Source organism: Spongiactinospora sp. 9N601, from assembly GCF_044326295.1.
GTDB lineage: Bacteria > Actinomycetota > Actinomycetes > Streptosporangiales > Streptosporangiaceae > Spongiactinospora > Spongiactinospora gelatinilytica.
The window spans coordinates 101,951-126,019 of the sequence record NZ_JBIRBB010000005.1 but is presented as its reverse complement, the minus strand read 5'-3'; the positions used below and the strand labels follow the sequence as shown (position 1 = coordinate 126,019).

Below are 24,069 nucleotides of genomic sequence, written 5' to 3'. Positions count from 1 at the left end.
GACCGGTTCGGTCGATGAGGAGTTCGCGAATGGTGACTAGGTACGAGCACTGGATCAACGGCGAGCCGGCGCCCTCGGCGGGTGACGAATGGCTCACGTCGACCAAGCCCGGTACGGACGAGGTCGTGTGCGAGATCCCGTCGGGTGTCCGGGAGGACGCCGACCGGGCGGTGGCCGCCGCGAACGCCGCCTTCGCCGGGTGGGCGGCGGCGAAGCCGATCCGCCGCGGCCGGGTCCTGATGGCCATCGCGGCCGGGTTGCGGCGCGAGCGGCAGCGGCTCGCCGAGCTGGAGGCCGCCGAGACCGGCAAGCCGCTGCGGCAGGCGGACGTCGAGATCAGGGGCGCTGCGGCGTTCTTCGAGTTCTACGCGGGCCTGGTCAACGTGCCGGCGGGGGAGATCCTCGATCTCGGCGACGGCTACCACGGATACACGCGGCACGAGCCGTTCGGCGTGGTCGGCGTCATCACCCCGTGGAACGTCCCGCTCAACCAGGCGGCCAGGGCGGTGGCACCGGCGCTGGCGGTCGGCAACGCCGTGGTCTGCAAGCCGTCGGAGTTCACCTCGGCGACCACGCTGGAGCTGGGGCGGATCGCCGCCGAGGCCGGGCTGCCGCCGGGGGTGCTCAATGTGGTGACCGGCGTGGGCGACGTCGTGGGCAGCGCGATCGTCGAGCACCCGCATGTCCGGAAGGTCGCGTTCACCGGTTCGGTGCGCGCCGGCCGCCTGGTCGGCCGGGCCGCCGCTGACAAGATCATCCCTATCACGCTCGAACTGGGCGGGAAGTCGCCGAACATCGTGTTCGCCGACGCCGACCTCGACGCCGCCGTGGACGGCGCGACGAGGGCGTTCGTCGGGAACGCCGGGCAGGTCTGCTCCAACGGCACCCGTCTGCTGCTGGCCCGCGAGATCCACGACGCGTTCGTGGCGCGGCTGGTCGAACGGGTGCGGGCGGTGAAACCGGGCGAGGACTACGGGTCGCAGACGACGAAGGCCCAGTTCGAGAAGGTGTTGTCCTACTTTGACGTAGCCCGCCAGGAGGGCGCCACGCTGGTCACGGGCGGGCGGTCCGTCGGCGAGGGGTGGTTGATCGAACCGACGATCTACACCGGGGTGACCAACGAGATGCGGATCGCCCGCGAGGAGATCTTCGGCCCGGTCCTGGCGGTCATCCCGTTCGACGACGAGGACGACGCCGTCGCCAAGGCCAACGACTCCGAGTACGGTCTCGCGGCGGGCCTCTGGACGGCGGATCTCGGCCGGGCCCACCGCGTCGCAGCCGCCCTCCAGGTGGGGCAGGTCTTCGTCAACGAGTGGACGGCCGGGCTGATCGAGGGCCCGTTCGGCGGCTACAAGAACAGCGGTCACGGCCGGGAGAAGGGTGTCGAGGCGCTACGGCACTACACCCAGTCGAAGTTCGTGTCGGTCCGGATCGGGAAGAGCGTGAGTGGCGGGTAGGCGCGGCCACCACTCGTGACACGCACGACCGGCCGGGCCGGCACCCTCCGGTGAACGAGGGCAGGCGGCGGGGCTTCGCGAATGCCGGGGCCCCGCCCGGCCTGACGTGGGCCCTAGATCGAGGTCGAAGACGAGCGCTTCCGGGACCCGCGCGCCGACCGGGACGCCCCGCGCCGGCCCGCCGCCAACTGGGTGATCGACGGCGTGTCGCTGTCGGTCGCCGGCATCAGTGCCTGGACCTTCGCGGTCGAATGCACCTTGTGGGCCTGCATCGCGTTGTACGCCGCCTGCGGGTCGCCGGCGGCGATCGCCTCGGCGACCGCGCGGTGTCCCGCCGCGGATTCGGCGAGAGCGCCGGGCCGGCTGAGGTTGCGAAAGCGCAGCAGGCGCACGCGGCCGTCGAGAACGCCCAGCGCGTCGCGTAATCCGCCGCTCCCGGCCATCGTCAGCATCTGCTCGTGCCTTTCCTCGATCATGCGGACATACGCGGGGATGTCCTCGGCCTCGGCCGCCTGCTCCAGATCGGTCACCGACCGCAGCAGAGCGCTCCGCTGCTCCTCGGTCCCGCGTACGGCGGCCCACGCGGCCATCATGGGTTCCAGCGCGGTCTTGATCTCGTAGATGTCCGTGATCTCCTGCGGGCTGATCTCCCGGACGAAGACGCCGACGCGCGGGGTGATGGTGACCAGGCCCTCCACGCTCAACTGCTGTAGAGCGTCACGCACCGGTGTACGGGACACGCCGAACCGCTCGGCGAGCTCGTCGGTCGAGATCCGCTCGCCGGAGACCATCGTGCCGTCGTAGATCAGCGCGCGGATCGCCTCGGCGACCACATCCTTGGCCGAGAGAATCCGGACCTGTGGATCCAACGATTTCACCTACTCCATTAGCGCTGATGTGCAGAACCTCAAGGTGATCGTAGCCGCACGACAGGGTCGGCCGGTGGCGATCGGGTGGCATCATCAAACGACGCTGGGATGCTGATCCTTGACATGTAGTATATCAGCGCTCACACTTGAGTTCGTGCGCACTTCCCTGAGACTTCGTGTTCTTTCGGCGAAGGACGTCGTCATCGAAGAGATCCGCACGCTGATCTACAACGGCACGATCGTCTCCGGCGAACGGATTTCGACCGACGAACTCGCCGAGCGGTTCGGCGTGTCCCGTACACCGGTGCGTGACGCTCTACAGCAGTTGAGCGTAGAAGGTCTCGTCACCATCACCCCGCGCGTCGGCGTCTTCGTCCGGGAGATCAGCCCGCAGGAGATCACCGACGTTTACCAGATCAAGACCGCGCTGGAACCCATGATGGCCGCGTGGGCCGCCGTACGCGGGACCTCGGAACAACGTGCCGCGTTCCGCAGGACCTTCGACGAGCTGGAACGGCTGGCTTACTCCAACGACGTGAAGGAATATGTGCGAGCGCTGGAAGAACGCCGCGAGGCCCTGCTCACGATGGCCGGGAGCGAGGGGTTGCGGGACTCGTTCGCGGTGCTCGACGGGCGGGTGCGCCTGCTGCGGTTCCGCAACCTCAGCCAGCCCGGCAGGCTCACCGAGTCCGCGGCTCAGCATCGTTCCATCGCGGAGGCGATCGAGGCCGGTGACCCTGAAGCGGCCTATATCGCCATGCGGAACCACATACTGGACGCCACCGCGCGGGTGCGCCTTCTCATGGTGACGGCGCAGTCGAACGGCGACCCGGTGCGCGCCGCCTACTCAAACTTGCCAAAACGCACGGAAGGTGACAGATGATCAACAAGGTCGTGGAGTCGGCGGCCAAGGCCGTTGCCGACATTGAAAGCGGCGCAATGATCGCTTTCGGCGGCTTCGTCGGAGTACCCGGTGTCCCGAGCACTCTGATCAAGGCGATCGCCGAGCGCGGCCTGCGCGACCTGACGATCATCGCCTGCGAGTCCGGCCGAGGCCGCGCCGGCGCGCAGTCGTACGGCGTCAGGGGCGGCGACCAGCCGTACATCCCGGAGCCCGAGGACGGCGTCTACCCCGTCGGGTACCTCGCCGAGCTGGGCCAGGTGCGCAAGGCGATCACCACGTTCTCCTCGCTCAACAGCCCCAACTTCGACGGGCCGTTGGAGGCGGGCGTCCGGCGGGGCGATGTGGAGATCGAGCTGATCGGGCAGGGCAGCCTGTGCGAGCGGCTGCGCTGCGGGCGCGCGGGTCTCGGCGGCGTCTACACTCCGGTCGGCGCGGGCACGAAGATCGGCGCGGGCAAGGACATCCGTCATTTCGACGGCGTGCCGCACGTTCTTGAGACGGCGCTCCACCCCGATTTCGCCATCATCTCCGCATACCAGGCCGACCGGTTCGGCAACCTCATCTACCGGCACGGCGCTCGGACGACGAACCCCGTCGTGGCCGGCAGCGGCAAGGTGACGATCGCGGAGGTCGAGGAGGTCGTCGACTACCTGGACCCGCAGCACATCGTCACCCCCAGTCCGTACGTGGACCGGATCGTACTGAGCGACAGGCGCCTCATGGTGCGGTGATCAGCGGTCCAGCAAGTTCCAAGACCGAGGCGGTCGGGCAGCCTCGGGTGAATCCATCCTCGGGAAAGGAGTTCGGGGGACACTGAGCCCGAACCCCCGGCCAGGCTATGACGCCAGCTCGACACCCCTCCGCGCCATCCCTGTCCAGGGTCGGAATCGCGCGACGCATCTCACAGGACTTCCGTGAGGGAGACGTCATCAACCTGGGCGTCGGCGTGCCCATGCTGTGCAGCCTCTTCATCGAAGATGAGGACATCCTGCTGCACAGCGAGCACGGCGTCCTCGGGCACGGCAGGCAGGCCCGTACCCAGGACGAGGTCGATCCGTCGCTGGCCACGGCGGGCCGGCAGCCGATCATCCCCCGGCCCGGGATGGTCGTCATGGATCACGCGGAGTCCTTCGCCCTGATCCGGGGCGGCCACCTCGACGCGACGATCCTCGGGGCGTTCCAGGTGAGCGCGCAGGGCGACCTCGCCAACTTCTGGCTGCCCGGGGCGGTGGCGGGCGCGATCGGCGGTGCCCAGGACCTCGCGTTCTGCGCCCGGCGGGTGATCGTCGCCATGCAGTTGCTGCCGCGTCCGCGGCGGTTCGTCAATCGGCTCGACCTGGAGATGACCGCGCCGCGGTGCGTCGACCGGCTGGTCACCGACATCGGCGTGATCGACCTTGTGGACGGCAGGGCGATCGTACGTGAGCTGGTGCCCGGCTGGAGCCTCGAAGACGCCCAGCGGCTCACCGAGGTGGAACTCGTGGCCGCGCCGGAGGGCATCGCCGAGGTGACGCTCAAGAGCGACAGGGACGACCTGTGGAACGCGGCGTAGCGGGCGCCCGGGCCGTCGAGACCGTGTGCGGCCCGGTCCCGGCGTCGGAACTCGGACGGATCCTGCCGCACGAACACGTGGTCTGCGACCTCATCAAGGACCGGCCGCGGCCCGATCCCACCCTGGACGAGTCCGAGGACGCCGTGGCCGACCTCAAGGAGTTCAAGGCGGCGGGCGGCAGCACGATCATCGACTGCACGAACAACGGCCTGGGGAGGAACCCGGGTCTGCTGCGTTCGGTGTCGGAGCAGACCGGCCTGCACATCGTGATGGGCTGCGGCTGGTACCGGGAGTCCTTCTACGAGGAGGACATGAACAAGGTCAGCGTCGCGGAGCTGACCGAGATCCTGCTCCAGGACATCAGGACCGGGGTGCACGGCATCCGGCCGGGCGTGATCGGGGAGATCGGGGCCGACCACGGCTACCTGTCCGCGGCCGAGGAGCGGGTGCTGCGCGCCGCGGCCAGGGCCCAGAAGGAGACCGGACTCGGGCTCGTTCTGCACGCGGTGAAGAGCGACGTCGGGAGGTGGCAGCTCGACGTGCTCGAAGAAGAGGGCTGCGACCTGCGGCGGGTCGCCGTGGCCCACTGCGACATGTACCCCTACCTGGACTACCACGAGCTGCTCGCGAAGCGCGGCGCGCTGGTGAGCTACGACCGCAACGGCCCCCGCAACCCCCACCAGCAGGAACGGCGAATCCGCAACATGGTGGAGTTCATCCGCCGGGGCTGGGCGTCGCACCTGCTGATCTCCCATGACGTGTGCATTCCGGGGGATCGCGCGAGTGCGGGCGGGCCCGGCTACGCGTACGTGCTGAACCAGGTCGTGCCCGACCTGCGGGAGGCCGGAGTTCCCGGTGAAGTCATCGAATCCATCATGGTGGACAATCCCGTGCGCCTTCTCGTCGGCTCCTGAGTGCGCCGATCCATCCGATTTCCCGATTCCAGCCATGTTTCATCGACGTCAGGAGAAAAGCGAGTGGCTGACAACGCCGAGGTGCTGCTGTGCCGGACCGACGGCCGGGTGCGCGTCATCACCCTCAACCGCCCCCGGGTCCGCAACGCGCTGAACAGCGAGCTGATGCGGCGCTTCCACCAGGCGGTGGACGACGCCGTCGCCGACCCGGACGTGGGCGCGATCGTCATCACCGGCAGCGGCCCCGCGTTCTCGTCGGGCCAAGACCTCAAGGATGCCGGGTCGGGCCCCCGGCCGGACGACCTGTGGGGCCGGTACGTGGAGACGATCGACCACGACCGGATCTACGAGCGGTTGTCGCGGGTGCCGAAGCCGGTGATCGCCGCGGTCAACGGGTTCGCCGTGGGCGGCGGTTGCGCGCTCGCGGTGTCGTGTGACGTCGTCATCGCGGCCGACACGGCGCGGTTCGGCTATCCCGAGACCAACCACGGGATCGCCGCGGTCACGGTGGCGGTCGGCCTGAGCCGCGTGGTCGGGCGCCTCCAGGCCCTCGACCTGCTGCTGTCCGGCCGGTTCATCGACGCGGCCGAGGCCCACGCGATGGGCATGGTCACCAGGATCGTGCCCGCCGACGACCTGATGACCGAGGCGGTCGGCTACGCGCAGGTCGTGGCGGAGAAGTCGCCTACCGCGATCCGCCTCACCAAGCGGATCTTCCGGGCCGTCCAGGAGCTGGACCAGGACCACGCCTTCGAGTACGCCCGCGATATCAGCCTGATGACCCGCGAGGCGATGTTCGCCGCCCGCGGGGCGACGGCGACGCCGGCAGGTCACAAGACGGAATAACCATTGCATATGTGATATTTCAGGTGTAACATCCAAAGATATTTCGCAAGAGAAATCAGCGCAGTGCGGTTTCCATCACTCGGGGGGCGGGATCGCCGCCGTCTCGGCACGACCCGTATTGGCAATTCTTTGAACTTTTCGGACATCGGGTCAGTGCCCGGGACATGGGAGCGAACGATGAAGATATGCGGGGTTCGGACCCGCGTGGTTGCCCCTGCCGCGCTGGTCGTGGTACTGGCGGCCACCGGCTGTGGCAGCGGTGGCGGCAGCGGCGGCGGTTCGGCGACATCCGAGCGGCCGACCATCCGATGGGGCGTGGCCACCGAGGGCATCACGTCGATGGACCCGGTCCGCGCCGTACAGCCGACCGACCGCTCGCTGTCGATGATGTTGTTCGATGGCCTCGTCCGGTACGTGCCCAACAACGCGACGGCGCCGTTCGAGCCGGGCATCGCCAAGGAGATCCCAAAGCCCGCGACGGAGGGCGGCAAGCAGGTCTGGACGATCGCGCTCCGGCCGGGCGTGAAGTGCCCCGCCGGCCAGAAGACCCCGGCGTACGACCTGACGTCCGACGACGTGGTGTTCTCGCTGAAGCGGGCGGCCGACCCCGACAAGTCGACCTTCGCCTCGGTGTTCGGCGCCTATGACAAGGTCGAGGCGGTGGACCCCGCCACCGTAAAGGTGACGATGAAGCACCCGGTGTCGCCCATCGCGTTCCTGCCGACGATCTCGAACTGGCAGGGCGGGCTCGTGGTGTGCAAGAAGGCCGCGGAAGCCGAGGGCGAGGACTTCGGCAAGCACCCGGTGGGACCGGGTCCGTTCAAGTTCGAGAAGTGGACCCCGGGCCAGCGCATCACGCTGACGGCGAACGACGACTACTACCTGGGCAAGCCGCTGGCCGCCGGGTGGGAGATCCGGTTCATGTCGGACGACACGGCCCGGCAGGCCGCCCTGTTCGGTGGCGACCTCGACGTCGCGGCGCCCACCGCGACCGGCGACAAGGGCCTTGAGGTCATCGACTCCCGGCCGGGGTTCAAGGTCGTCGAGACGCCGCTCTTCGGCACCTGGTACCTGCTGTTCAACGCGAAGACCGGCCCGACCGCCAAGCCGGAGGTGCGCAAGGCGCTGGCGTACGCGGTGAACCGCGCCGACTACGTGGCCTCGGCCGGGAAGCGGACGTCGAAGCCGACGTTCAGCGTGTGGGGGGACCACCTACCGGGCGGGATTCCCGACGCGCACGTGCAGGAGGCCGGCCTGACGTACGACTTCGACGTGGCGAAGGCGCGTCAGATGCTCGCGGACGCGGGATATCCCAATGGCTTCGACGTCACCATCACCACGCCCAGCAACGCGACCTCCTCCCAGATCCTTCAGGCCCAGCTGAAGGAGATCGGCGTCAACGTCAAGATCAAGAGTGTGGACGTGCCCACCTGGCAGACGGCGATGATGACCGGCCAGGAGCCACTCATGCTCACTCTGATCTCCTACCGGCCCACGCCGCAGATCCCGTACACGGACTTCTTCTACGGACCCTCGTACGTACGGGGCGGCAAGCATCCGGTGCAGAACTTCGGCGGATATGACGGGGCCGACGACCTGATCGAGAAGGCGGCCGTGGCGTCCGACTCCAAGGAGCAGGCGCGGCTGTGGGAGCAGATCAACGACAAGATCCTCCAGGACGCCGCGGCGAAGCCGCTCTACGTGTCCTACCAGGCGTACGGCGCGGTCTGCGGGTTCACCATGGGCGGTGCCGAGCCGCCGGTCGCGATTCCGGGCAACTGGCAGCCGAGCTACCAGGCCACCATCAACGCCCAAGCGAAGGACTGCTGATCCCATGCTGTGCGGAAGAGAGGTGCTGTAATGGCCGAGGTCGAATTCCAGGTCGTGACCGATGGCGTCGGCGTGATCACGCTGAATCGGCCGGAGAAGCTCAACGCGTTCAACTTCGAGATGCACCGGCTGTTGGCGGAGGTGCTCACCGGCGAGGAGTTGCAGGACTGCCGCGCGGTCGTGCTGCGGGCCGAGGGCAGGGCGTTCTGCGGCGGCACCGACCTCAGCGAGCTGGGCAACCAGCTAGGTCAGAACCGGACGCCCTCGTTCGAGGTGTCCACCGGCACCGAGATGTCGCACAACTTCCGGTACGCCCGGCCCGTGATCATCGCGGCGGTGCAGGGCTACGCACTGGGTCTTGGGACGCTGCTCGTGAACCTCACCGACCTCGTGATCGCGAGCGAGGACGCCGTGTTCGGGCACCCGGAGGTCACGCACGGCCTCGTCCAGGGCAACGGCATCCCGCGGCTGCGTGAGGTCGTCGGCACCCGGGCGGCGATGTCGATGCTCGTCACCGGCAGGCGCGTGCCGGCGGACGAGGCCCTGCGGATCGGCATCGTGAACGAGGTCGTGCCCGCCGAGCGGCTCGGGGATCGAGCCATGGAGGTGGCGGAGCAGATCGCGGCGAACCAGACCTACGCCGTGCACATGGCGAAGAGGTTCTTCTACGAGTCCGCCGACATCCCCTACGGCACCGCCGTCCAGGCGGGCTACCGGGTCATGCGCACCGCGCAACTGGCGAGGCGGGAGAACGGGGCGAACTTCCAATGGTGACCACGCCCCGGGTGGTGGTCGGGCCGGAAGGAGTACCAAGTGATCGATAAGCTCGCCTGCTCGATCTACACGCTTGGTGCCGAGGCCGCCGAGGTCGCCGAGGCCGCGGGTTACGAGTCGGGGTGGACGTCGGAGTCGTACGGCACCGACTCCTTCACCCCCCTGGCCTGGTGGGGCGCCAAGACCCGGACGATGCGCCTGGGCACGAGCGTCGCGCAGATGGCGGCCCGTGCCCCGACCGCGACCGCGATGGCCGCCATGACGCTGGACCGGCTCTCCGGCGGGCGCGTGGTCGTCGGTCTGGGGTTGTCCGGTCCGCAGGTGGTCGAGGGGTGGTACGGGATGCCCTTTGAACGGCCGTTGCAGTGGACCCGCGAGTACGTCAAGATCATGCGCGACACGTTCGCACGGGAGCGGGTCGCCCACGACGGCGAGATCTACAAGCTCCCGGTGTCCGGCGGAACCGGGTTGGGGCGCTCGATCCGCCCGGGCATCCGGGACGCCCGCACCGACATCCCCATCTACCTGGGTGCGGAGGGGCCGAAGAACATCTCGCTGGCCGCCGAGATCGCCGACGGCTGGCTGCCGACGAACTTCTCCCCGGAGTTCGACGACTGGTACCGGGAACGGCTCGAAATCGGTTTCGCCCGCCGTCCCGGCGGACGCCCGGAGAACTTCGAGGTGGCTCCCGGCGTGATGGTCGCGTTCGGGCCGGACGTGGAGACGGCCGCCGACCAGCTCCGGCCGGGCGTCGCCTTCCAGATCGCGGCCAACGGCGCGGAAGGCATGAACTTCCACCTCAACTCCATCGCCCGGCTCGGCTTCGAGGAGCAGTGCAAGGAGATCGTCGAACGGTTCAAGGCCCGTGACCGCGAGGGCATGGCGGCTGCCGTGCCCACGGAGATGGTCGAGGCGATCGCACTGGTCGGCCCGCCTGAGAAGGTCCAGCGGGACCTTGAGACGCGGTGGCACAACTGCGTCGCCACGACGCTCATCGCGCGGACCTCCGTGGAGAGCCTTCCCATGCTCGCCGACGTGTTCGCGGCATCGCGAGCCGCCCGCGGCGCACCCGTGGCCTCACGAACGGAGAACGGCTGATGCGCTACTTCGTCAGGCTGTTCGGGCGGCTGCTGCTGACCTTGGCGGTGGTCTCCACCGGTGTCTTCTTCCTGATCCGGCTCACCCCCGGCGGTCCCGCCGTGGCCATGCTGGGCCAGGACGCGTCCCCGGACACGGTGGCGCGGCTCAACGAGAAGCTCGGGCTCACCGACCCGGTGCTGGTGCAGTTCTGGAGGTTCCTGACGCAGGTCGTCCAGGGCGACCTCGGCGAGTCGCTCACCAACGGCCAGTCGGTGGGCGGGATGATCCTGGATGTGCTCCCGCACACGCTCGAACTCGCCGTGGCGGGGCTCATCCTCGGCAAGCTCGGCGGGATCACCCTCGGCATCGTGGAAGCGGTGTGGAAGGACAGGTCCCCCGACGTCGTCGGGCGGATCATGGCGCTGGTCGGGCTGTCCTTCCCGAGCTTCTTCGTCGCCGTGCTGCTGATCTTGTTCATCGCGCTGCCGCTCGGTCTGCCGACCAACGGGGTCGCCCCCTTCACCGACCTGGGCGCGAACCTGCAACGCATCCTGCTGCCCGCGCTGGCCATGGGGATCGTGAGCACCGCCTTCACCTCGCGGGTCACCCGCTCGCTCATGGTCGAGATCATCGGGGAGAACCACGTCCGCACGGCGCGGGCGAAAGGGGTGCGAGAGGGCCGCGTCCTGGTGCGCCACGTGCTCCAGCCGGGTTCGCTGCCGCTCGTCCCGATCGCCGGCCTGTCGTTCATCACCCTGGTAGGGGACGCGGTGCTCATCGAAACGGTGTTCGCCCGCCCTGGGCTGGGCAGCCTGATGGTCCAGGCCATGCAGGCACGTGACTACACGACCGTACAGGGCTGCATCATCGTGATCACCACGGTGATCGTCCTCGTGAACGCGGCCGTCGACGCGCTCTACCACGTCCTCGACCCCCGAACCAAGACGGCGTGAGGTCCTCAATGGATCCGATCGGCCTCCGGCCACTCTGTATCCACAGCCCCCGGCGCCCGAGTGACGCCGAGACGACACGAATGCCGGTGCGAGCATGACGACGAACGACTCGGGAGCGGTGGTGACCGCTGACGTCCCCCCGCCGAACAAGGGTGACTCACGAAATGTCGCGAAGCCCCGGAGGCGGGGACCGCGCCGGCTCAGTCCGCTGCTGATCATCGGCGGGCTGATAATCGCGTTTCTGGTCTTCGTCGCGCTCTTTCCGACCCTGTTCACCTCGCAGGACCCGGCGCAGCAGGATCTGACGGCCCAGTTGGAGCCGCCGAGTGCCGAACACTGGCTCGGCCGCGACCAGTTGGGCCGGGACATCTACGCGCGGCTGATCCACGGCGCGCAAACCTCGATGCTCATCGGGGTGTCGTCGGTGCTGCTGGGGATGGCCCTGGGCATTCCGGTCGGGATGATCGCCGGCTACTTCCGTGGGAAGACCGAGCGCGGGATCTTGTGGGTCATCGACGTGCTGATGGCATTCCCGGGGCTCATCCTCGCCCTGCTCTTCGTCGCCCTGTTCGGGCAGAGTACCTGGAACATCACACTGGCGATCGTGATCGGTATCGTCCCGGTGTTCGCACGGATCGCGCACGGTCCCGCCCTGGCGTTCCGGGAGCGGGAGTTCGTGAAGAGCAGCCTCGTGTTCGGCGCGCGGGCGCCGTGGATCCTTTACAAGCACATCTGGCCCAACCTGCGCAGCGAGATGGTGGTCATCGGCAGCATGACCGCGGCCGTGACGATCCGGATCGAGGCGGGCTTGAGCTTCCTCGGCCTCGGCCTGCCGCCGCCCACGTCGACGTGGGGTGGAATGCTCCGTGACGGCACCACCTACCTGCAGACGGACCCGTTGTTCTCACTGCTGCCCGGATTGGCGATCTTCGCCGCCTCCCTGGGCTTCAACCTCCTCGGTGACGGACTGCGGGATGCCCTGGATCCCCGGACCGCGAACAACTGACCCGCCGGAGACCGGCCGACCCGAAGGAGAGTCCATGACCGGCGTGACCGAGCCCGAAATCCACGAACGCCCGCAGACCCCGGCGTCGGACGGATGCCTGTCCGTGCGGAACCTGACGACGGAGTTCACCACCACGCGCGGGACCGTGGCGGCGGTGACCGATGTGAGCTTCGATTTGCGTGCCGGGGAGACACTGGGGATCGTCGGCGAGTCCGGGTCGGGCAAGAGCGTGACCGCGATGTCGGTCCTCGGGCTGATCCCGCGGCCCCCGGGCAAGGTCGTGTCCGGCGAGATCTGGGTGGACGGGAAGAACCTGCTGGCGCTCGATCGCCGCAGCCTGCGGGCGGCGAGCGGGTCGGACGTGGCGATGATCTTCCAGGACCCGATGACCTCGCTCAACCCCGTCCACCGGATCGGAGCGCAGATCGCCGAGGGGATCTTGACCCATCGGCGCAGGCCGTCGAAGGCCGACAAGGAGGCGGCCCGGCGGCGGGCCATCGAACTGCTCGCGGCCGTCGGGGTACCGGCGCCGGAGCGGCGCGCCCGGCAGTATCCGCACGAGCTGTCCGGCGGCATGCGGCAGCGCGTGATGATCGCCATGGCCATGAGCTGCGACCCGAAGGTGCTCATCGCCGACGAGCCGACCACCGCGCTCGACGCCACCATCCAGGCGCAGATCATGCGGCTGCTACGCGAGGTGCAGCAGCGCACCAACGTCGGGATCGTGCTGATCACTCACGACATCGGCCTGGTGGCGCAGAACGTCGACCGCGTCATGGTCATGTACGCCGGGCGGGTGGTCGAGATGGGCACCGTCGAGGAGGTGCTCGGAAACCCCAAGCACCCCTACACCGTCGGCCTGCTCCAGTGCACGCCGAGCCGGCTGCCGTCGGACTCCGTCCGGCGGCGGCTCACGCCGATCCCCGGGCTTCCGCCCAACCCGACGGACCTGCCCCCCGGATGCTCCTTCGCGCCCAGGTGCGGCCTGCGCGGCGACCGGGAGCGGTGTCTCCTGGAACAGCCGGAGTTGCGCCCGGCGCCGACGGACGACCATCGGTCCGCATGCCACTTCCTTGAAGAGGTCACTCCCTGAGCGTGCCCCTACGCTCGTGCTCGACGGTGAGGAGTCGGAGCTCATGTTGCACAGCGCACAGCCAGACGTGGTGGACCCCGCGGAGCCGGGCGGCGAGGAGCTGCTGCGGATCGAGGGACTTAAGATCCACTTTCCGCTCGGCAGGCGCAGACGCGGTCAGTACGCCGAGACGGTGTACGCCGTTGACGGAGTGGACTTCACGCTGAACAAGGGTGAGACCGTCGCGCTCGTCGGGGAGTCGGGGTGCGGCAAGTCGACCGTCGCGCGGTCCCTCGTCGGGCTGGTCCGCCCGACCGCCGGGTCCATCCGGTACAAGGGGATGGATCTGAGGACCGCGAGCCGGAGCCAGATGCGGATGCTGCGCCGGGAGATGCAGATCGTCTTCCAGGACCCGTTCGCCTCGGTCAACCCGCGGATGCGGGTGCGGGACATCATCGAGGAGCCCCTTCGCGTGCAGGGGATCGCCCGGGACAAGCACGTGGCCGAAGAGCTGCTGGAGATGGTCGGCCTCCAGCCGGTGTACGCGAACCGGTTCCCGCACGAGTTCTCCGGCGGGCAGATGCAGCGCATCGGCATCGCGCGCGCGCTCGCGCTGAAGCCGCAGGTGCTGGTGCTCGACGAGCCGATCTCCGCGCTCGACGTGTCGATCCAGGCCCAGATCATCAATCTGCTCATGGACCTACAGGATGAGCTGGGACTGTCCTACCTGCTCATCGCGCACGACGTGGCCGTGGTGCGCGCCGTCAGCCACCGCGTGCTGGTGATGTACCTGGGCCGGATCGTCGAGGCAGGCCCGGAGGTGCTGACCGAGCCCGGCCACCCGTACACGCAGGCGCTGCTGAGCGCCATCCCCTCGGCTGACGTCAGCTCCCGCGACACCAGGAAAGAGATCATCCTTGAGGGCGACGTGCCCAGCCCGACCGATCCGCCGAGCGGCTGCCGGTTCCGCACCCGGTGCTGGAAGGCCGTCGACAGGTGCGCGGAGGAGGAACCCGTGCTGCTCGACCGCACCGGGCTCGGCGTGCTCAACGCCTGCCACTTTCCCGTCGGCGACTAGAAAAGGACTTCCAACCCCGGGCGAGTAGGAGGGTGCGGTCGCCGCACCCTCCTACTCGCTTTTACACCACCGGACCTGCTGGGCGTACATGCCGAAGGCCCGGAAGCCGTACGGCTTCCGGGCCTTTCTACGCGCCAGAACCTAGTGGCGGTAGATGTGGTACACCTTCTGGAAGGTCTCGTGGACGGTCCAGGTGCCCCGCCAGCCGATGGGGAAGACCGCGCTCGACCCGGGCGTGAGCTTGACGGGCTCGCCGCCGTCCTCCTGCACGGTCATGCTGCCGGACAGCACGAAGACGGACTCCTCCCGGTTGTCGTACTCCCAACGGGACGACCCCGGCGCGCACTCCCAGTGGCCGATGATGAATTTCTTGTCCTCGCTCATGTGCAGGACGCGGTTGCGGGTGAGAATCTCGGCCGGCTCGATGGGCGTGGCGCTCGGCGGCACGAGTGGCCGCTGCTTGGCATCGCTCAAATCAAGCTCTGCGGGGCGAAAGTTCATCGTCATGGATCGCTCCTTACTCTCGTCTGAATCGCCGGGGCCGATGGTGACGGCGCTGTGTGAAGTCTTTATTTGAATTCTACCCTTGATATATTACATGTCAAATCTGGTGCACATTAGAGACGATGGCCGTGCTTATCCGTGTGCCCCGCCGGTCGGCGTGCTGACCGGCCGGCCGCTCCCGGCCTCCCGGGCGGTCGGGCGGGGGAGCGCGAGGACACGTTCGAGCCAGGAGTTGCGGGCGGCCTTCGACGCCCGGCTGACCGTGGTGTCGGGAGCCTGCTCCGTGAAGCCGTGGAACGCCCCCGCCCAGATGTGCAGCTCGGCCTGGCCGCCGACCGCCCAGACGCGTGTCGCGTAGTCGACGGCCTCGTCACGGAACACCTCGCAGGCGCCCGCGTCGATGTACATGGGCGGCAGACCGGACAGGTCGGTCGCCCGCGACGGCGCGGCGTACGGGGACACCTCCGGGCCGCCCGCGTCGTCACCCAGCAGGAAACGCCAGCCCCACAGGTTGCTGTTACGGTCCCACCAGCCGATCCCGTCGTACTGGTGACTCGACACCGTGCTGTTCCGGTCGTCGATCATCGGGCAGTACAGCCCCTGCCCGGCGATGGCGGGCCCACCCCGGTCGCGCGCCAGCAGCGACACGCCCGCGGTGAGGCCGCCGCCCGCGCTGCGCCCCATCACGACGATCCGTCCCGGGTCGAAGCCCAGCTCGCCGGCGTGCTCGGAGACCCAGACGAGGCCCGCGTAGCAGTCCTCGACCGGCGCGGGATGCGGGTGCTCGGGTGCGAGCCGGTACTCGACCGAGACCGCGACGAGCCCGTAGATGTCGACCAGCTCCACGAAGCTCTCCATGGACCAGAACCGGTTGCCCATGCACATCCCGCCGCCGTGGATGTTGTAGAGCGCGGCCGGAGTCCTGACCCCGCCCTTCGGGCGCAGGATGGAGATGGTGAGGTCGGGGGCTCCGGCCGGGCCCGGGATCACCCGGTCCTCGAACTCCACCGGCCGGCCGCCGAGGATCTCCTCGATGGGCTTGGTCATCAAGCCGCCGCCATCGCGCCGCTGACGTACGATCTCCGGACCGAGCGGCGTGCTCCCTCCTGGGTCGAGCGCCTGGTAGGCGGGCAGGAGATCGGGGTCGAACGGGACGGGTGTCACGGTCATCGGGTGGCTGCTCCTTCAGATCTCGGGCAGGGGGAACGGCCGCATCCGCGCAGTGGTGTGCCGTGGATACCAGGCGTGATGTACCAATCCGCCGGTCGTGCGGTGCGGGCGCCCCGGGCCGGACGGCGTGTGCCGTCCGGCCCGGGGAAAGCGGCTCTGACGCACCGGGTCTAACGCGCCGGGTCGAACTCGGCCGGATAGACCGTCGTGCCGATCAGCCTGCCGAACCCGTCGAGCGTGAAATGGGCGAGAACCTGCCGGGACTCATCGAGCCCGAACAGCACGCCCCGCGAACGGATGCTGCATATGTCGCGGTGATCGGCGACCGTCACCGCCGCGCAGGGGAGCGCCTTCTCCCGCCAGGCGAACAGGAAGATACCCGGGCGCAGTTCAAAGGCGGTGCACTCGTCGGTGTCCGCGAGCCCTTCCTCCGTACCGGCCAGGCACTGCCAGGCGTACTGCCGCGGCCCGAGGTAGATGTGCTCGTACACGCGGTCGTGGCCGTACTCCCACAGCACCCGGCGGCCGGTGAGCGCGGTGGACAGCGCGGGTGGCAGCATGGTCGACTCGATGCCCTCGATCCGTGCCGTCGCGAAGCGCTGCCGGACCCGAGGCCGGCCCGGTGAGGGGTCGCTGATCTGGGTGATCACCGACAGCGCGTGCCCGCTCGTGAAGTCGAGCACGAGGCTTACCGGCTCCGCCGGCGGCTGCATGTGGTGGAACTGCACGTAGAGGAGATCGTCCGCGATCCGGAACGCCTCATAGTGGCCCTCTCCGGAGGCCGAGACGTCGTCCTCGCGCCCCGGGCTGCGCGTCCACGTGACCGCGTCCGCGCCGAAACGATGCGTGATGCGGGTGCCGTGGTCGTCGTAGAGCACGACCACGCGACCGACGAGGGCGGACGGCGGATCGGTTCTGGTGAGGCCGATGTCCGCGGCCGTGAGAAGTCCGTGGATGGGTCGGATCGAGGCTTCGGAAAGATCGCTAATCATCGGATACCTCCGAGGAAACCCTCGACTTCAGCGAGGGAGGAATCAGATCTCCTGCGGAGCAGGGCAGGACTCGGCCGATCGCCGTTTTGGCGATCGCCTGCGCAAGGCGTGGTGTCCCTGCAACAGTCGGTGACATCCGCTGGGTGATAGCCGAGTCTGGTGGGTCTACCGCCGGGCCGGCGGGATGTGATGCCTGTGGAGGCCGTGTAAGACCGGTCACCGCTGTTCCCTTCGGGATCAGTGGGTGGGGGCTGTCGCCGGTGAAGCAGGAAGGTCCAGCTCGCGAGGGTTGGAATCCCTCTCGTTCATGAGGGGGAGGAGGTCAATGTTCTCCGGAAGACGAGGCGAGGGTAAGAGAGGAGGCCACAGATGCGGACGAGGCAGCACCTGTGGCTCCCGCCAAGTCGGCACCGGATCGGGCGATCGCCGCAGGTCCGGTGATCGACGATAGGCTCCGAAGCGCGCCGGGCGACCGCTAGCGAGCCGGGGGCAGCCGCGCACGGGCACCGATGTACTCCTCGACGATCCGCTCAACGATCTCGGCCGCGGGCAGCACCGAGTGAATGAGTCCGGCGGACTGGCCCGCTTCGGCCTTGCCCCAGGTGACGTCGCCGTGCAGGGCGGCGTCCCGCAGCGTCGCGGCCTGGAACGCCTTGCGGCGCACCTCGAGGTCCGCGTTGGACTCTTCGAGTTCGGTCATGCGGGCGGTGAACTCGTTCGCCAGCGCGCGGGTGACGCCGAGCCCGCGTCCGACGGCGCGGGTGCCGTCGACGGTCGCCGCGAGGACGGCGGCCTTGTAGTCGGGGTGGACGGTCGCCTCGTGGCTGGCGAGGAACCGGGTGCCGAACTGCGCGGCGCCCGCCCCGAGGGCGAGCATCGCGGCGAGGCCGGCGCCGTCGGCGACGCCGCCGGAGGCGATGACGGGGATGTCGGGGACCGCGGTGACGACGGCGCGCACGAGGACCTGCGTGGTGACCATGGCGGGTGGCGGGTGGCCGCCCGCTTCGGCGCCGACGACGACGAGCCCGTCGACGCCCGCCGCCGCGGCCTTGTGGGCGTGCTCGGTGCCGGCGACGACGTGCAGGCACATGGTGCCGACGTCGCGGAAGCGTTCCAGATAGCGCTGCGTCCCGCCCTGGGACGCGATCAGGATCGGCGGTCGGTGCCGGAGGAGGACGTCGATCGCCTCGTCGGCGCCCCGCCGGTAGAGGGGAAGGTTGACGGCCCACGGCCGGTCGGTCCCGGCGGCCATCTCGTCGAGGGTGCGCGTGAGGTCGGGGATCCGCATCGGGCCCGCGGCGACCACGCCGAGTCCACCGGCGCGGCTCACCGCGAGCGGCAGGGCGGAGCTGGAGGAGGCCCAGGACATGCCACCCTGAATGATCGGCAGGTCGATCCCGAGCAGGCGGGTGACCGAGGTGGGGATCACGCTCCCACCTCGCTGCGCTCCTGTTCGAGCAGCCCGCGTGCGTGGGCCGCGAGCTGGTTCTTCTGTACCTTCGAGCTGGCGGTCATCCCGATGTCCTCGAACCCGTCCACGATGCGGAGGTGGCGGGGGACCTTGAACCCGGCAAGGTGCGTGCGGGACCAGTCGAGCAATTCCTCCTCGGTGGCACCACCGGGCTCGGTGAGTACGACGAACGCGAACGGAACCTCGATCAACCGCTCGTCGGGGACCCCGACCACGGCGGCCTGACGGACGTGGGGATGGCGGTGCAGGGCATCCTCGATGTCGGCGGGTGCGACGTTCTCGCCACCGACTCTGATGATGTCCTTGGTGCGTCCGACGAAGTGCAGGCGCCCGGCCGCGTCGAGAATGCCGATGTCGCCGGTGAACAGCCATCCGTCCGCGTTGATGGTGGCCGCGGTCTGCTCGGCGTCGTCGAGGTAGCCCCGCATGACGTTCCAGCCGCGTACGAGGATCGAGCCCGCTTCGCCGGGGGCGCAGTCACGGCTGTCGTCGAGGGCGCGGATCCGGACCTCGACACCCGGTTGGATGCGCATCGCACCGGAGGCGCGTACGGCCTCCTCCTCCCACCAGGCGGACAACGCGACGTTGGGGGACGCCTCGGACAGGCCGTAGGCGGCGACGCACTCGGTGGCGCCGAGTTCGTCGATCACGCGTCGGATCACGGTGGGGGTCGCCGCGACCCAGGCGCCCCGCAGGTACAGCGTCCGCCGGGCGCGGTCGGGGTGGTTGAGCAGCATCAGCGCGATGGTGTCGTTGCCGGAGAAGTGCGTGCACTTTTCCGCCTCGAACAGGCGCAGCGCCTCGGCGGGCTCGAAGCGGGGCATGGTCACCAGTGTGGTGGCGTGCTGGATCGAGGCGAGCACCGAGAGCGTGCTCCCCGCGACGTGGAAGAACGGCCGCGCACTGTGGTAACGATCGCCCGGACGCAGGCCGAGCCGTACCCCGGCGAAGAAGGCGTCGGCGCACATGCTGCGATGGGTGAGCAGCACCCCCTTCGGTCGTGAGGTGGTGCCGGACGTGTACTGGACGAGCAGGATGTCGTCCGGATCGGCGGCGGGCGGCACGGCGTCCACGTCGCTCCCGGCGTCGATGAAGTCCGGCCACGCGGTCGCCCAGCCGGGGACGTTGTCACCGAGTACGACGACCGAGGTCAGCTCGGGCAGGGCCGGGCTGGCCGGGGTCCCGGCGTGACCGATGCCCAGTTCGTGCAGCATTGCGATGAAATCCACACGCAGGACCCGGTCCGCCACGAACAGGGTGGAGATGCGGGCGTGGTGCAGCGTGTACTCCACCTCGCTGGCGGTGAACCGGGTGTTCACCGGGACGGTGGCGGCTCCGACGCTGCCGAGGGCGATGAACAGGGCCACCCAGCGAGGCCCGTTGCCGAGGCAGACGCCGACCCGGTCACCGTGCCCGATGCCGGCGGCGGTGAGGGCCGCGCGGATGCGGGCCACCTCCTGGGCCAGCTCGGCGTAGGTGATGCGCTCATCGGTGGTGACTATCGCCTCGACGTCGGGAGCGAGCAGCGCGGCGCGGTCCAGTGCCTCGTGCGCGGTGACAGGACACGCCGTTCTGAGATCCATCAAGCTTCCTCCGTCCCGGATCCGATGCGCCGGACCTGTCGTCCGCCCGGGGCGACATACGCGCGGGTCGTGATCGCGTCGGTCATCGAGCCACCTCCTCGTGCTGGCTCTAGGAGTACGACAAATCTGTTGATGTTGTCAACACCTTAGGGACCGTTTGTGCGGTCGCGTTCCCGGTGCTCCATGTCCAGTGCGAGATCGGCGAGCTTGTCGAGTGCGCGCGCCAGCACATTTCGCTCCTCCGGGGACAGGACGGCGAGGAACGTCGCATCGCGCTCGTTCGCCGCGCGTATGAGGCCGCGGTAGACCCGTACGCCGGCCTCGGTGAGGGCAAGCTGGGACGTCCGTCCGGACCCCGCGGTCCGGTTGACCAAGCCCCGCTCGGTCAGCTTGGTCACTACGCGGCTCATCTGCGCTTTGTCGAGGCCCGCGCGCCGGGCCAGCCGGTTCAGGGTGAGCGTCGGATCGGACGCGATCAGGGCGATCGCCCGCCACTCGCCGAGGGTGACATCGAACTCGCGGCGGTAGCGCAGGGCCGCGCTGCGGGACAGGGCGGCCGATGTGCGTGACAGGCGATAGGACAGCAACTCGGAGATGGGGACGAGATCCCTGACGTTCGCGCGCTCGGGCATGGGGAGATGGTAGTGGGCGGGTGGGCTGTGTTGCATCATCAACAACTAGTGGGTCCATGACGTTCGCCGCGGACGCGGGTGTGTGCTGGCGGCCCGCCTGGTGGGCCTGGCCGACGGGCGGGAGGTTTGACAAAGATTAGGGGCCATGCACCCCGATTTTTCAGATCGTCCTGATCCGCGTGATGCGCGGACGCCTGCGGAGTTCGTCGCGCAGATGCGGCGGCTCAGGGCTTGGTCAGGGCTCACGTTCCGGAACCTCGAAGCACGGGCCGCCGCGGCGGGCCGGTCGTTGCCGCACAGCACGCTCGTGGGCGTGCTCCACCGCAGTACCCTGCCGCGGGACGAACTCCTCGTGGCGTTCGTGCTCGCCTGCGGGTGTACCGAGGAGGAGGCCGAGGCGTGGCGCGGCGCGCGTACCCGGCTGGCCATGGGCGAGTCGCCGCAACGGCCGGGCGCCGAGCTCGTGACCATCACGAGCGCGGACACCACGTACGTGCCCGCCAGGAAGTGGACGTTCTGGCTTTCGATGATCGCCGTCACGGCCATACTGCTGCTGTTACCCACCGCCGGGTCGGCCCAGCGGGCCCTGACGCAGACGCCGCGCCCGTCGGCGGAGCGGGTCGGGCCCGCGACGCCGATCGCGGCGGGCTACTACCGCATGCGGTTGCCCGGCAGCGACCGCTGTCTGTCGGCGTCCAAGGGCGAGGACGGCAGGATTCGGCAGCTTCCCTGCGCCGACGCCTTCCCCAAGCGGCTCGTGCAGCCGCAGGGCGACGGCACGTACAAGATCCTCACTCAGCATCCGAAGCTGGGACCGGGGTGCATGGGCGTGCGCGTCGGGGAGGTCCACGACGATTACTGTGGCTCGAAAGGCGGCAACGAGGCCGACCGGTTCCTGCTGGAGCCCGCGGGCACCGGGGCGGCCGACCGGCAGATCAAGGTCGCCGGCAGCGACCAGTGCCTGGCGCACTCGGTCCCGCCGCACGACATGGCCCCGCTGTGGCTGCGCCCCTGTACTCCCGGGGCCGCGGAACTGGTCTTCACCTTCGAGCCGGATCCCGGCCGTTCATGAGATGGCGCTGGAGGCGCTGGGCGGCCAGATACCGACGTGCAGCAGCCGATGGGCGTAGGAGTAGGCCACCAGTTGGCTGCGGTTGCTGCACGAGAACCGGTCGAGCAGCTTGCTGATCCATTCGGCCACCGTGTAGCGGCTGAGGTGCAGCTCGCGGGCGATTCTCGTCGTCGTGTACCCCTTGGCCAGCATCACGATCAGCTCGCGGTCACGATCGTTCAGCAGGCCAACGGAACCAAGATCCATGTGAACGCCCCAGGTCAGATCGCGTTGGACCAGAGGTCCCCGACTGGAATGACTTCGCTGTAACGCTAGGAGGATTCGCTTAACCAGCGGTATGGCGGGACCATGCTCCCGGTTATGTGTCCGGTTCCTGACAGGAGGATCGCCTCGTAGATCCTCCGCAGTGCCGGGCTGGGGTCGATGCCGAGCTCGGCGGCCAGGTGCCGGCGCAGGCTCTCGAACTGCGACAGCGCCTCGGGGGCGCGCCCGCAGCCGACCAGCGCGGTCATCCTGGCGGCTACCAGTCTTTCCCTGGTGGGAAAGTGTGAAACCAGGTCGTCGAGGCGGGCGAGCACTTCGACGTGCCGGCCGCGTTCGATCTCCAGCTCGGCCCAGTCCTCGCTGATGGTCAGGTACAGGTCGGTGAAGCGGCCCACCGCCTCGTCCACCAGCGGGACACCGGCGAACTCCGCGAGCGGCCGGCCGCGCCACAGGCGGGCGGCGTCGTCGAGCAGCGTCAGCGCCGCCTCGCCGTCGCCCCTGCGCCGCAGGTCGCGCCCGGCTCCGGCCAGGTGGCGGAAGCGGAGCAGGTCGAGTTCGTCCGGGGTGGCGTCCAGGCGGTAGCCCCAGCCCTCGTAGGCGATCCGGTCGCCCGTTTTCCTGCGCAGTTCGGAGACGTGGACCTGGAGGTTCTTGCGTGCGGTGGGCGGCGGGGTCTCGCCCCACAGGGAGTCGATGAGCTGGTCGGTCGCGACCACCTGGTTGGGGCTGAGCAGCAGGATCGCGGCCAGCAGCCGGGTCTTGCGGGCGCTGATCCTGACCGGGGAGCCGTCCATCCTGATTTCGAACGTTCCAAGCACGCTCGCGTCCATGGCGGGCCTGACCTGCTCGGCCGGGGCGCACCTGCCGGTGCCCAGGGCGAGGAACCCGGTCAGGTCGATGGGCGCGGCGGGCTTGGGCGCCGCCTGCGAGTGGAGGGTCCTGACCATGGCGAGCACGGCCATGGAGACGTCGTCCACGCCCGCCTTGCTCTCGAACCAGCGCCAGTCGCCGTCGGAGTTGACCTCAAGGAAGACCGGTCCATGCCGGGTCATCAGGAAGTCGAAGGCGCCGTAGCGCAGGCCCCAGAGATCGGTGAGCCGCCGGACCGCGCCGGCCACGGACTCGGGAGTGGTGACCCGGCAGACCGAGACCGAGTCGGCGTCGCACCACAGCGCCTCGGGTGAGGGCTTGCTCACCCGGAACGTTCTAATCTCGCCGCCAAGAAAGTAGACGCGCAGCTCCACCCCGTGGTCGACGTACTCCTGCACGATCATCGGCGCGTCCCTGACGGAGAGCCCGCGGGCCGCCGCCGTGTCCATGATCTCCGGGAAGACCCCGGCCAGCGTGCCGGGTTCGGTCTCGACGAAGTGCCCGTCCAGCGCCTTGACGATGACCCGGTCGCCGGGCAGCGAGTCGCTGGCCGCGGCGGGGTCGGTGGTCACGATGGTCCGGGGGGTGCGGATTCCGGCCCGCGCCGCGTCGTCCAACTGGATCAGCCGCCCGATGTCGGGGCCGCCGGGCAGGTGGTGGGCGGCCAGGCGGGACATCTGGGCGACCAGGGCGCACCAGGAGTCGGCGCGGAACGGCGAACTCGCCGAATTCGGGATGGCCCTGGGTGAGAAGTGCCGTACCCAGGTGACGGTCGGGGTGATCCGGCGTCCGTTGACCGTGAGCGAGCGGTCGGCGATGTCCGCGGCGATGCGCAGGTCGTCGATGGCCTCCGCGTCGATGCGCAGGCTGGGCACACCCAGGGTGCGCAGCCCGCGCTGGAGGGCGGCGAACTCGGTGAGCCCGGCCCGGTCGGCGAGGACCACGCAGGGGAGCGCGGTCGCGGGGTCGCTCTCCTCGGGCAACTGCCAGGTCAGGCCCGGACCGCCCGGCGGCAGGGTGAGAGTGTAGGGATCGGGTTCTGGCGTGATCTCTAAGTTTCCCGATGGGATCTCTAAGCTCACTCGCGGTCCACCACCTCATGCGTGCCGGGGATGCGGGCCGACCGGTCGCACTCGTCCATGTGCCGATGATCATTGGGTCGGCGTGGGTACGCAA

The 24,069-nt window shown here is 69.1% G+C and carries 22 protein-coding genes and 1 pseudogene; 14 read left to right on the top strand and 9 right to left on the bottom strand.

Annotated features, from left to right (window positions below; genetic code table 11):
• Positions 1-29: 29 nt before the first annotated feature.
• Positions 30-1,457 carry an aldehyde dehydrogenase family protein gene (locus ACH34R_RS12910; RefSeq protein WP_397561615.1) on the top strand — a complete coding sequence of 476 codons (1,428 nt, stop codon included), beginning with the start codon at positions 30-32 and terminating at the stop codon, positions 1,455-1,457.
• Positions 1,458-1,570: 113 nt separating this feature from the next.
• On the opposite strand, the gene ACH34R_RS12905 is transcribed toward ACH34R_RS12910, so the two are convergent.
• Positions 1,571-2,326 (bottom strand): GntR family transcriptional regulator, encoded by a 756-nt coding sequence (locus ACH34R_RS12905; protein WP_397561614.1) that lies wholly within the window; start codon positions 2,324-2,326, stop codon positions 1,571-1,573.
• 154 nt (positions 2,327-2,480) lie between these two features.
• On the opposite strand from ACH34R_RS12905, the gene ACH34R_RS12900 reads away from it, so the two are divergent.
• From ACH34R_RS12900 to ACH34R_RS12845, 12 genes and pseudogenes are all read left to right on the top strand, one after another.
• On the top strand, positions 2,481-3,209 hold the full coding sequence (locus tag ACH34R_RS12900) for a GntR family transcriptional regulator (protein WP_397561613.1): 729 nt from the start codon (positions 2,481-2,483) through the stop codon (positions 3,207-3,209).
• Positions 3,206-3,961, top strand: coding sequence for a CoA transferase subunit A (locus tag ACH34R_RS12895; protein ID WP_397561612.1), 756 nt, complete (start codon positions 3,206-3,208; stop codon positions 3,959-3,961). The genes ACH34R_RS12900 and ACH34R_RS12895 overlap by 4 nt, the downstream gene beginning before the upstream one ends.
• Positions 3,962-4,068: 107 nt before the next feature.
• Positions 4,069-4,782: a CoA-transferase gene (locus tag ACH34R_RS12890; RefSeq protein ID WP_397561611.1), complete on the top strand. Its 714-nt coding sequence runs from the start codon at positions 4,069-4,071 to the stop codon at positions 4,780-4,782.
• On the top strand, positions 4,767-5,696 hold the full coding sequence (locus tag ACH34R_RS12885) for a phosphotriesterase (RefSeq protein WP_397561610.1): 930 nt from the start codon (positions 4,767-4,769) through the stop codon (positions 5,694-5,696). Before ACH34R_RS12890 ends, ACH34R_RS12885 begins: the two co-directional genes overlap by 16 nt.
• A gap of 63 nt (positions 5,697-5,759) precedes the next feature.
• Positions 5,760-6,542 carry an enoyl-CoA hydratase/isomerase family protein gene (locus ACH34R_RS12880; protein WP_397561609.1) on the top strand — a complete coding sequence of 261 codons (783 nt, stop codon included), beginning with the start codon at positions 5,760-5,762 and terminating at the stop codon, positions 6,540-6,542.
• Between the two features lie 204 nt (positions 6,543-6,746).
• Positions 6,747-8,372 carry an ABC transporter substrate-binding protein gene (locus ACH34R_RS12875; RefSeq protein ID WP_397561608.1) on the top strand — a complete coding sequence of 542 codons (1,626 nt, stop codon included), beginning with the start codon at positions 6,747-6,749 and terminating at the stop codon, positions 8,370-8,372.
• A 30-nt stretch (positions 8,373-8,402) separates the two neighbouring features.
• Positions 8,403-9,146 (top strand): enoyl-CoA hydratase/isomerase family protein, encoded by a 744-nt coding sequence (locus ACH34R_RS12870; protein WP_397561607.1) that lies wholly within the window; start codon positions 8,403-8,405, stop codon positions 9,144-9,146.
• A gap of 39 nt (positions 9,147-9,185) precedes the next feature.
• Positions 9,186-10,244, top strand: coding sequence for an LLM class F420-dependent oxidoreductase (locus ACH34R_RS12865; RefSeq protein WP_397561606.1), 1,059 nt, complete (start codon positions 9,186-9,188; stop codon positions 10,242-10,244).
• Positions 10,244-11,179, top strand: a complete 936-nt coding sequence (locus ACH34R_RS12860) for an ABC transporter permease (RefSeq protein WP_397561605.1) — start codon at positions 10,244-10,246, stop codon at positions 11,177-11,179. The genes ACH34R_RS12865 and ACH34R_RS12860 overlap by 1 nt, the downstream gene beginning before the upstream one ends.
• A 121-nt stretch (positions 11,180-11,300) precedes the next feature.
• The gene (locus tag ACH34R_RS12855) at positions 11,301-12,185 is read left to right on the top strand and encodes an ABC transporter permease (RefSeq protein WP_397561604.1); all 885 of its coding nucleotides are present in this window, start codon (positions 11,301-11,303) and stop codon (positions 12,183-12,185) included.
• Between the two features lie 34 nt (positions 12,186-12,219).
• Positions 12,220-13,278, top strand: coding sequence for an ABC transporter ATP-binding protein (locus tag ACH34R_RS12850; protein ID WP_397561603.1), 1,059 nt, complete (start codon positions 12,220-12,222; stop codon positions 13,276-13,278).
• A gap of 211 nt (positions 13,279-13,489) precedes the next feature.
• Positions 13,490-14,335, top strand: a pseudogene (locus ACH34R_RS12845) (ABC transporter ATP-binding protein); the annotation flags it as partial.
• A gap of 141 nt (positions 14,336-14,476) precedes the next feature.
• On the opposite strand, the gene ACH34R_RS12840 reads toward ACH34R_RS12845, so the two are convergent.
• The 6 genes from ACH34R_RS12840 to ACH34R_RS12815 form a co-directional block, all read right to left on the bottom strand.
• Positions 14,477-14,842 (bottom strand): cupin domain-containing protein, encoded by a 366-nt coding sequence (locus ACH34R_RS12840; protein ID WP_397561602.1) that lies wholly within the window; start codon positions 14,840-14,842, stop codon positions 14,477-14,479.
• A gap of 129 nt (positions 14,843-14,971) precedes the next feature.
• Positions 14,972-16,009: an alpha/beta hydrolase gene (locus tag ACH34R_RS12835; RefSeq protein WP_397561601.1), complete on the bottom strand. Its 1,038-nt coding sequence runs from the start codon at positions 16,007-16,009 to the stop codon at positions 14,972-14,974.
• A 170-nt stretch (positions 16,010-16,179) separates the two neighbouring features.
• Positions 16,180-17,001 carry a MoaF C-terminal domain-containing protein gene (locus ACH34R_RS12830; RefSeq protein WP_397561600.1) on the bottom strand — a complete coding sequence of 274 codons (822 nt, stop codon included), beginning with the start codon at positions 16,999-17,001 and terminating at the stop codon, positions 16,180-16,182.
• A gap of 475 nt (positions 17,002-17,476) precedes the next feature.
• Entirely contained in the window at positions 17,477-18,430 is a 954-nt protein-coding gene (locus ACH34R_RS12825) for an NAD(P)H-dependent flavin oxidoreductase (RefSeq protein WP_397561599.1), read from the bottom strand.
• Positions 18,427-20,055, bottom strand: coding sequence for an AMP-binding protein (locus ACH34R_RS12820; protein ID WP_397561598.1), 1,629 nt, complete (start codon positions 20,053-20,055; stop codon positions 18,427-18,429). The genes ACH34R_RS12825 and ACH34R_RS12820 overlap by 4 nt, the downstream gene beginning before the upstream one ends.
• A 146-nt stretch (positions 20,056-20,201) precedes the next feature.
• Positions 20,202-20,687, bottom strand: coding sequence for a MarR family winged helix-turn-helix transcriptional regulator (locus ACH34R_RS12815; RefSeq protein WP_397561597.1), 486 nt, complete (start codon positions 20,685-20,687; stop codon positions 20,202-20,204).
• A gap of 313 nt (positions 20,688-21,000) precedes the next feature.
• Between ACH34R_RS12815 and ACH34R_RS12810 the strand changes: the two genes are divergently transcribed.
• A complete protein-coding gene (locus tag ACH34R_RS12810; protein WP_397561596.1) occupies positions 21,001-21,759 on the top strand; it encodes an RICIN domain-containing protein in 759 nt (252 codons plus the stop codon).
• Here ACH34R_RS12810 and ACH34R_RS12805 read toward each other — a convergent pair.
• Both ACH34R_RS12805 and ACH34R_RS12800 read right to left on the bottom strand, forming a co-directional pair.
• Entirely contained in the window at positions 21,754-22,005 is a 252-nt protein-coding gene (locus ACH34R_RS12805) for a response regulator transcription factor (RefSeq protein WP_113985593.1), read from the bottom strand. The two genes, ACH34R_RS12810 and ACH34R_RS12805, sit on opposite strands and share 6 nt — an antisense overlap.
• A gap of 65 nt (positions 22,006-22,070) precedes the next feature.
• Positions 22,071-23,975: a BTAD domain-containing putative transcriptional regulator gene (locus ACH34R_RS12800; RefSeq protein WP_397561595.1), complete on the bottom strand. Its 1,905-nt coding sequence runs from the start codon at positions 23,973-23,975 to the stop codon at positions 22,071-22,073.
• Positions 23,976-24,069 lie beyond the last annotated feature (94 nt).

Excerpts from the sequence above, each read along its gene's own strand:
- ACH34R_RS12910 (WP_397561615.1), top strand. The coding sequence starts at position 30 with ATGGTGACTAGGTACGAGCACTGGATCAACGGCGAGCCGGCGCCCTCG.
- ACH34R_RS12895 (WP_397561612.1), top strand. The coding sequence starts at position 3,206 with ATGATCAACAAGGTCGTGGAGTCGGCGGCCAAGGCCGTTGCCGACATT.
- ACH34R_RS12890 (WP_397561611.1), top strand. The coding sequence starts at position 4,069 with ATGACGCCAGCTCGACACCCCTCCGCGCCATCCCTGTCCAGGGTCGGA.
- ACH34R_RS12870 (WP_397561607.1), top strand. The coding sequence starts at position 8,403 with ATGGCCGAGGTCGAATTCCAGGTCGTGACCGATGGCGTCGGCGTGATC.
- ACH34R_RS12860 (WP_397561605.1), top strand. The coding sequence starts at position 10,244 with ATGCGCTACTTCGTCAGGCTGTTCGGGCGGCTGCTGCTGACCTTGGCG.
- ACH34R_RS12850 (WP_397561603.1), top strand. The coding sequence starts at position 12,220 with ATGACCGGCGTGACCGAGCCCGAAATCCACGAACGCCCGCAGACCCCG.
- ACH34R_RS12840 (WP_397561602.1), bottom strand. The coding sequence starts at position 14,842 with ATGACGATGAACTTTCGCCCCGCAGAGCTTGATTTGAGCGATGCCAAG.
- ACH34R_RS12835 (WP_397561601.1), bottom strand. The coding sequence starts at position 16,009 with ATGACCGTGACACCCGTCCCGTTCGACCCCGATCTCCTGCCCGCCTAC.
- ACH34R_RS12830 (WP_397561600.1), bottom strand. The coding sequence starts at position 17,001 with ATGATTAGCGATCTTTCCGAAGCCTCGATCCGACCCATCCACGGACTT.
- ACH34R_RS12820 (WP_397561598.1), bottom strand. The coding sequence starts at position 20,055 with ATGGATCTCAGAACGGCGTGTCCTGTCACCGCGCACGAGGCACTGGAC.
- ACH34R_RS12815 (WP_397561597.1), bottom strand. The coding sequence starts at position 20,687 with ATGCCCGAGCGCGCGAACGTCAGGGATCTCGTCCCCATCTCCGAGTTG.
- ACH34R_RS12805 (WP_113985593.1), bottom strand. The coding sequence starts at position 22,005 with ATGGATCTTGGTTCCGTTGGCCTGCTGAACGATCGTGACCGCGAGCTG.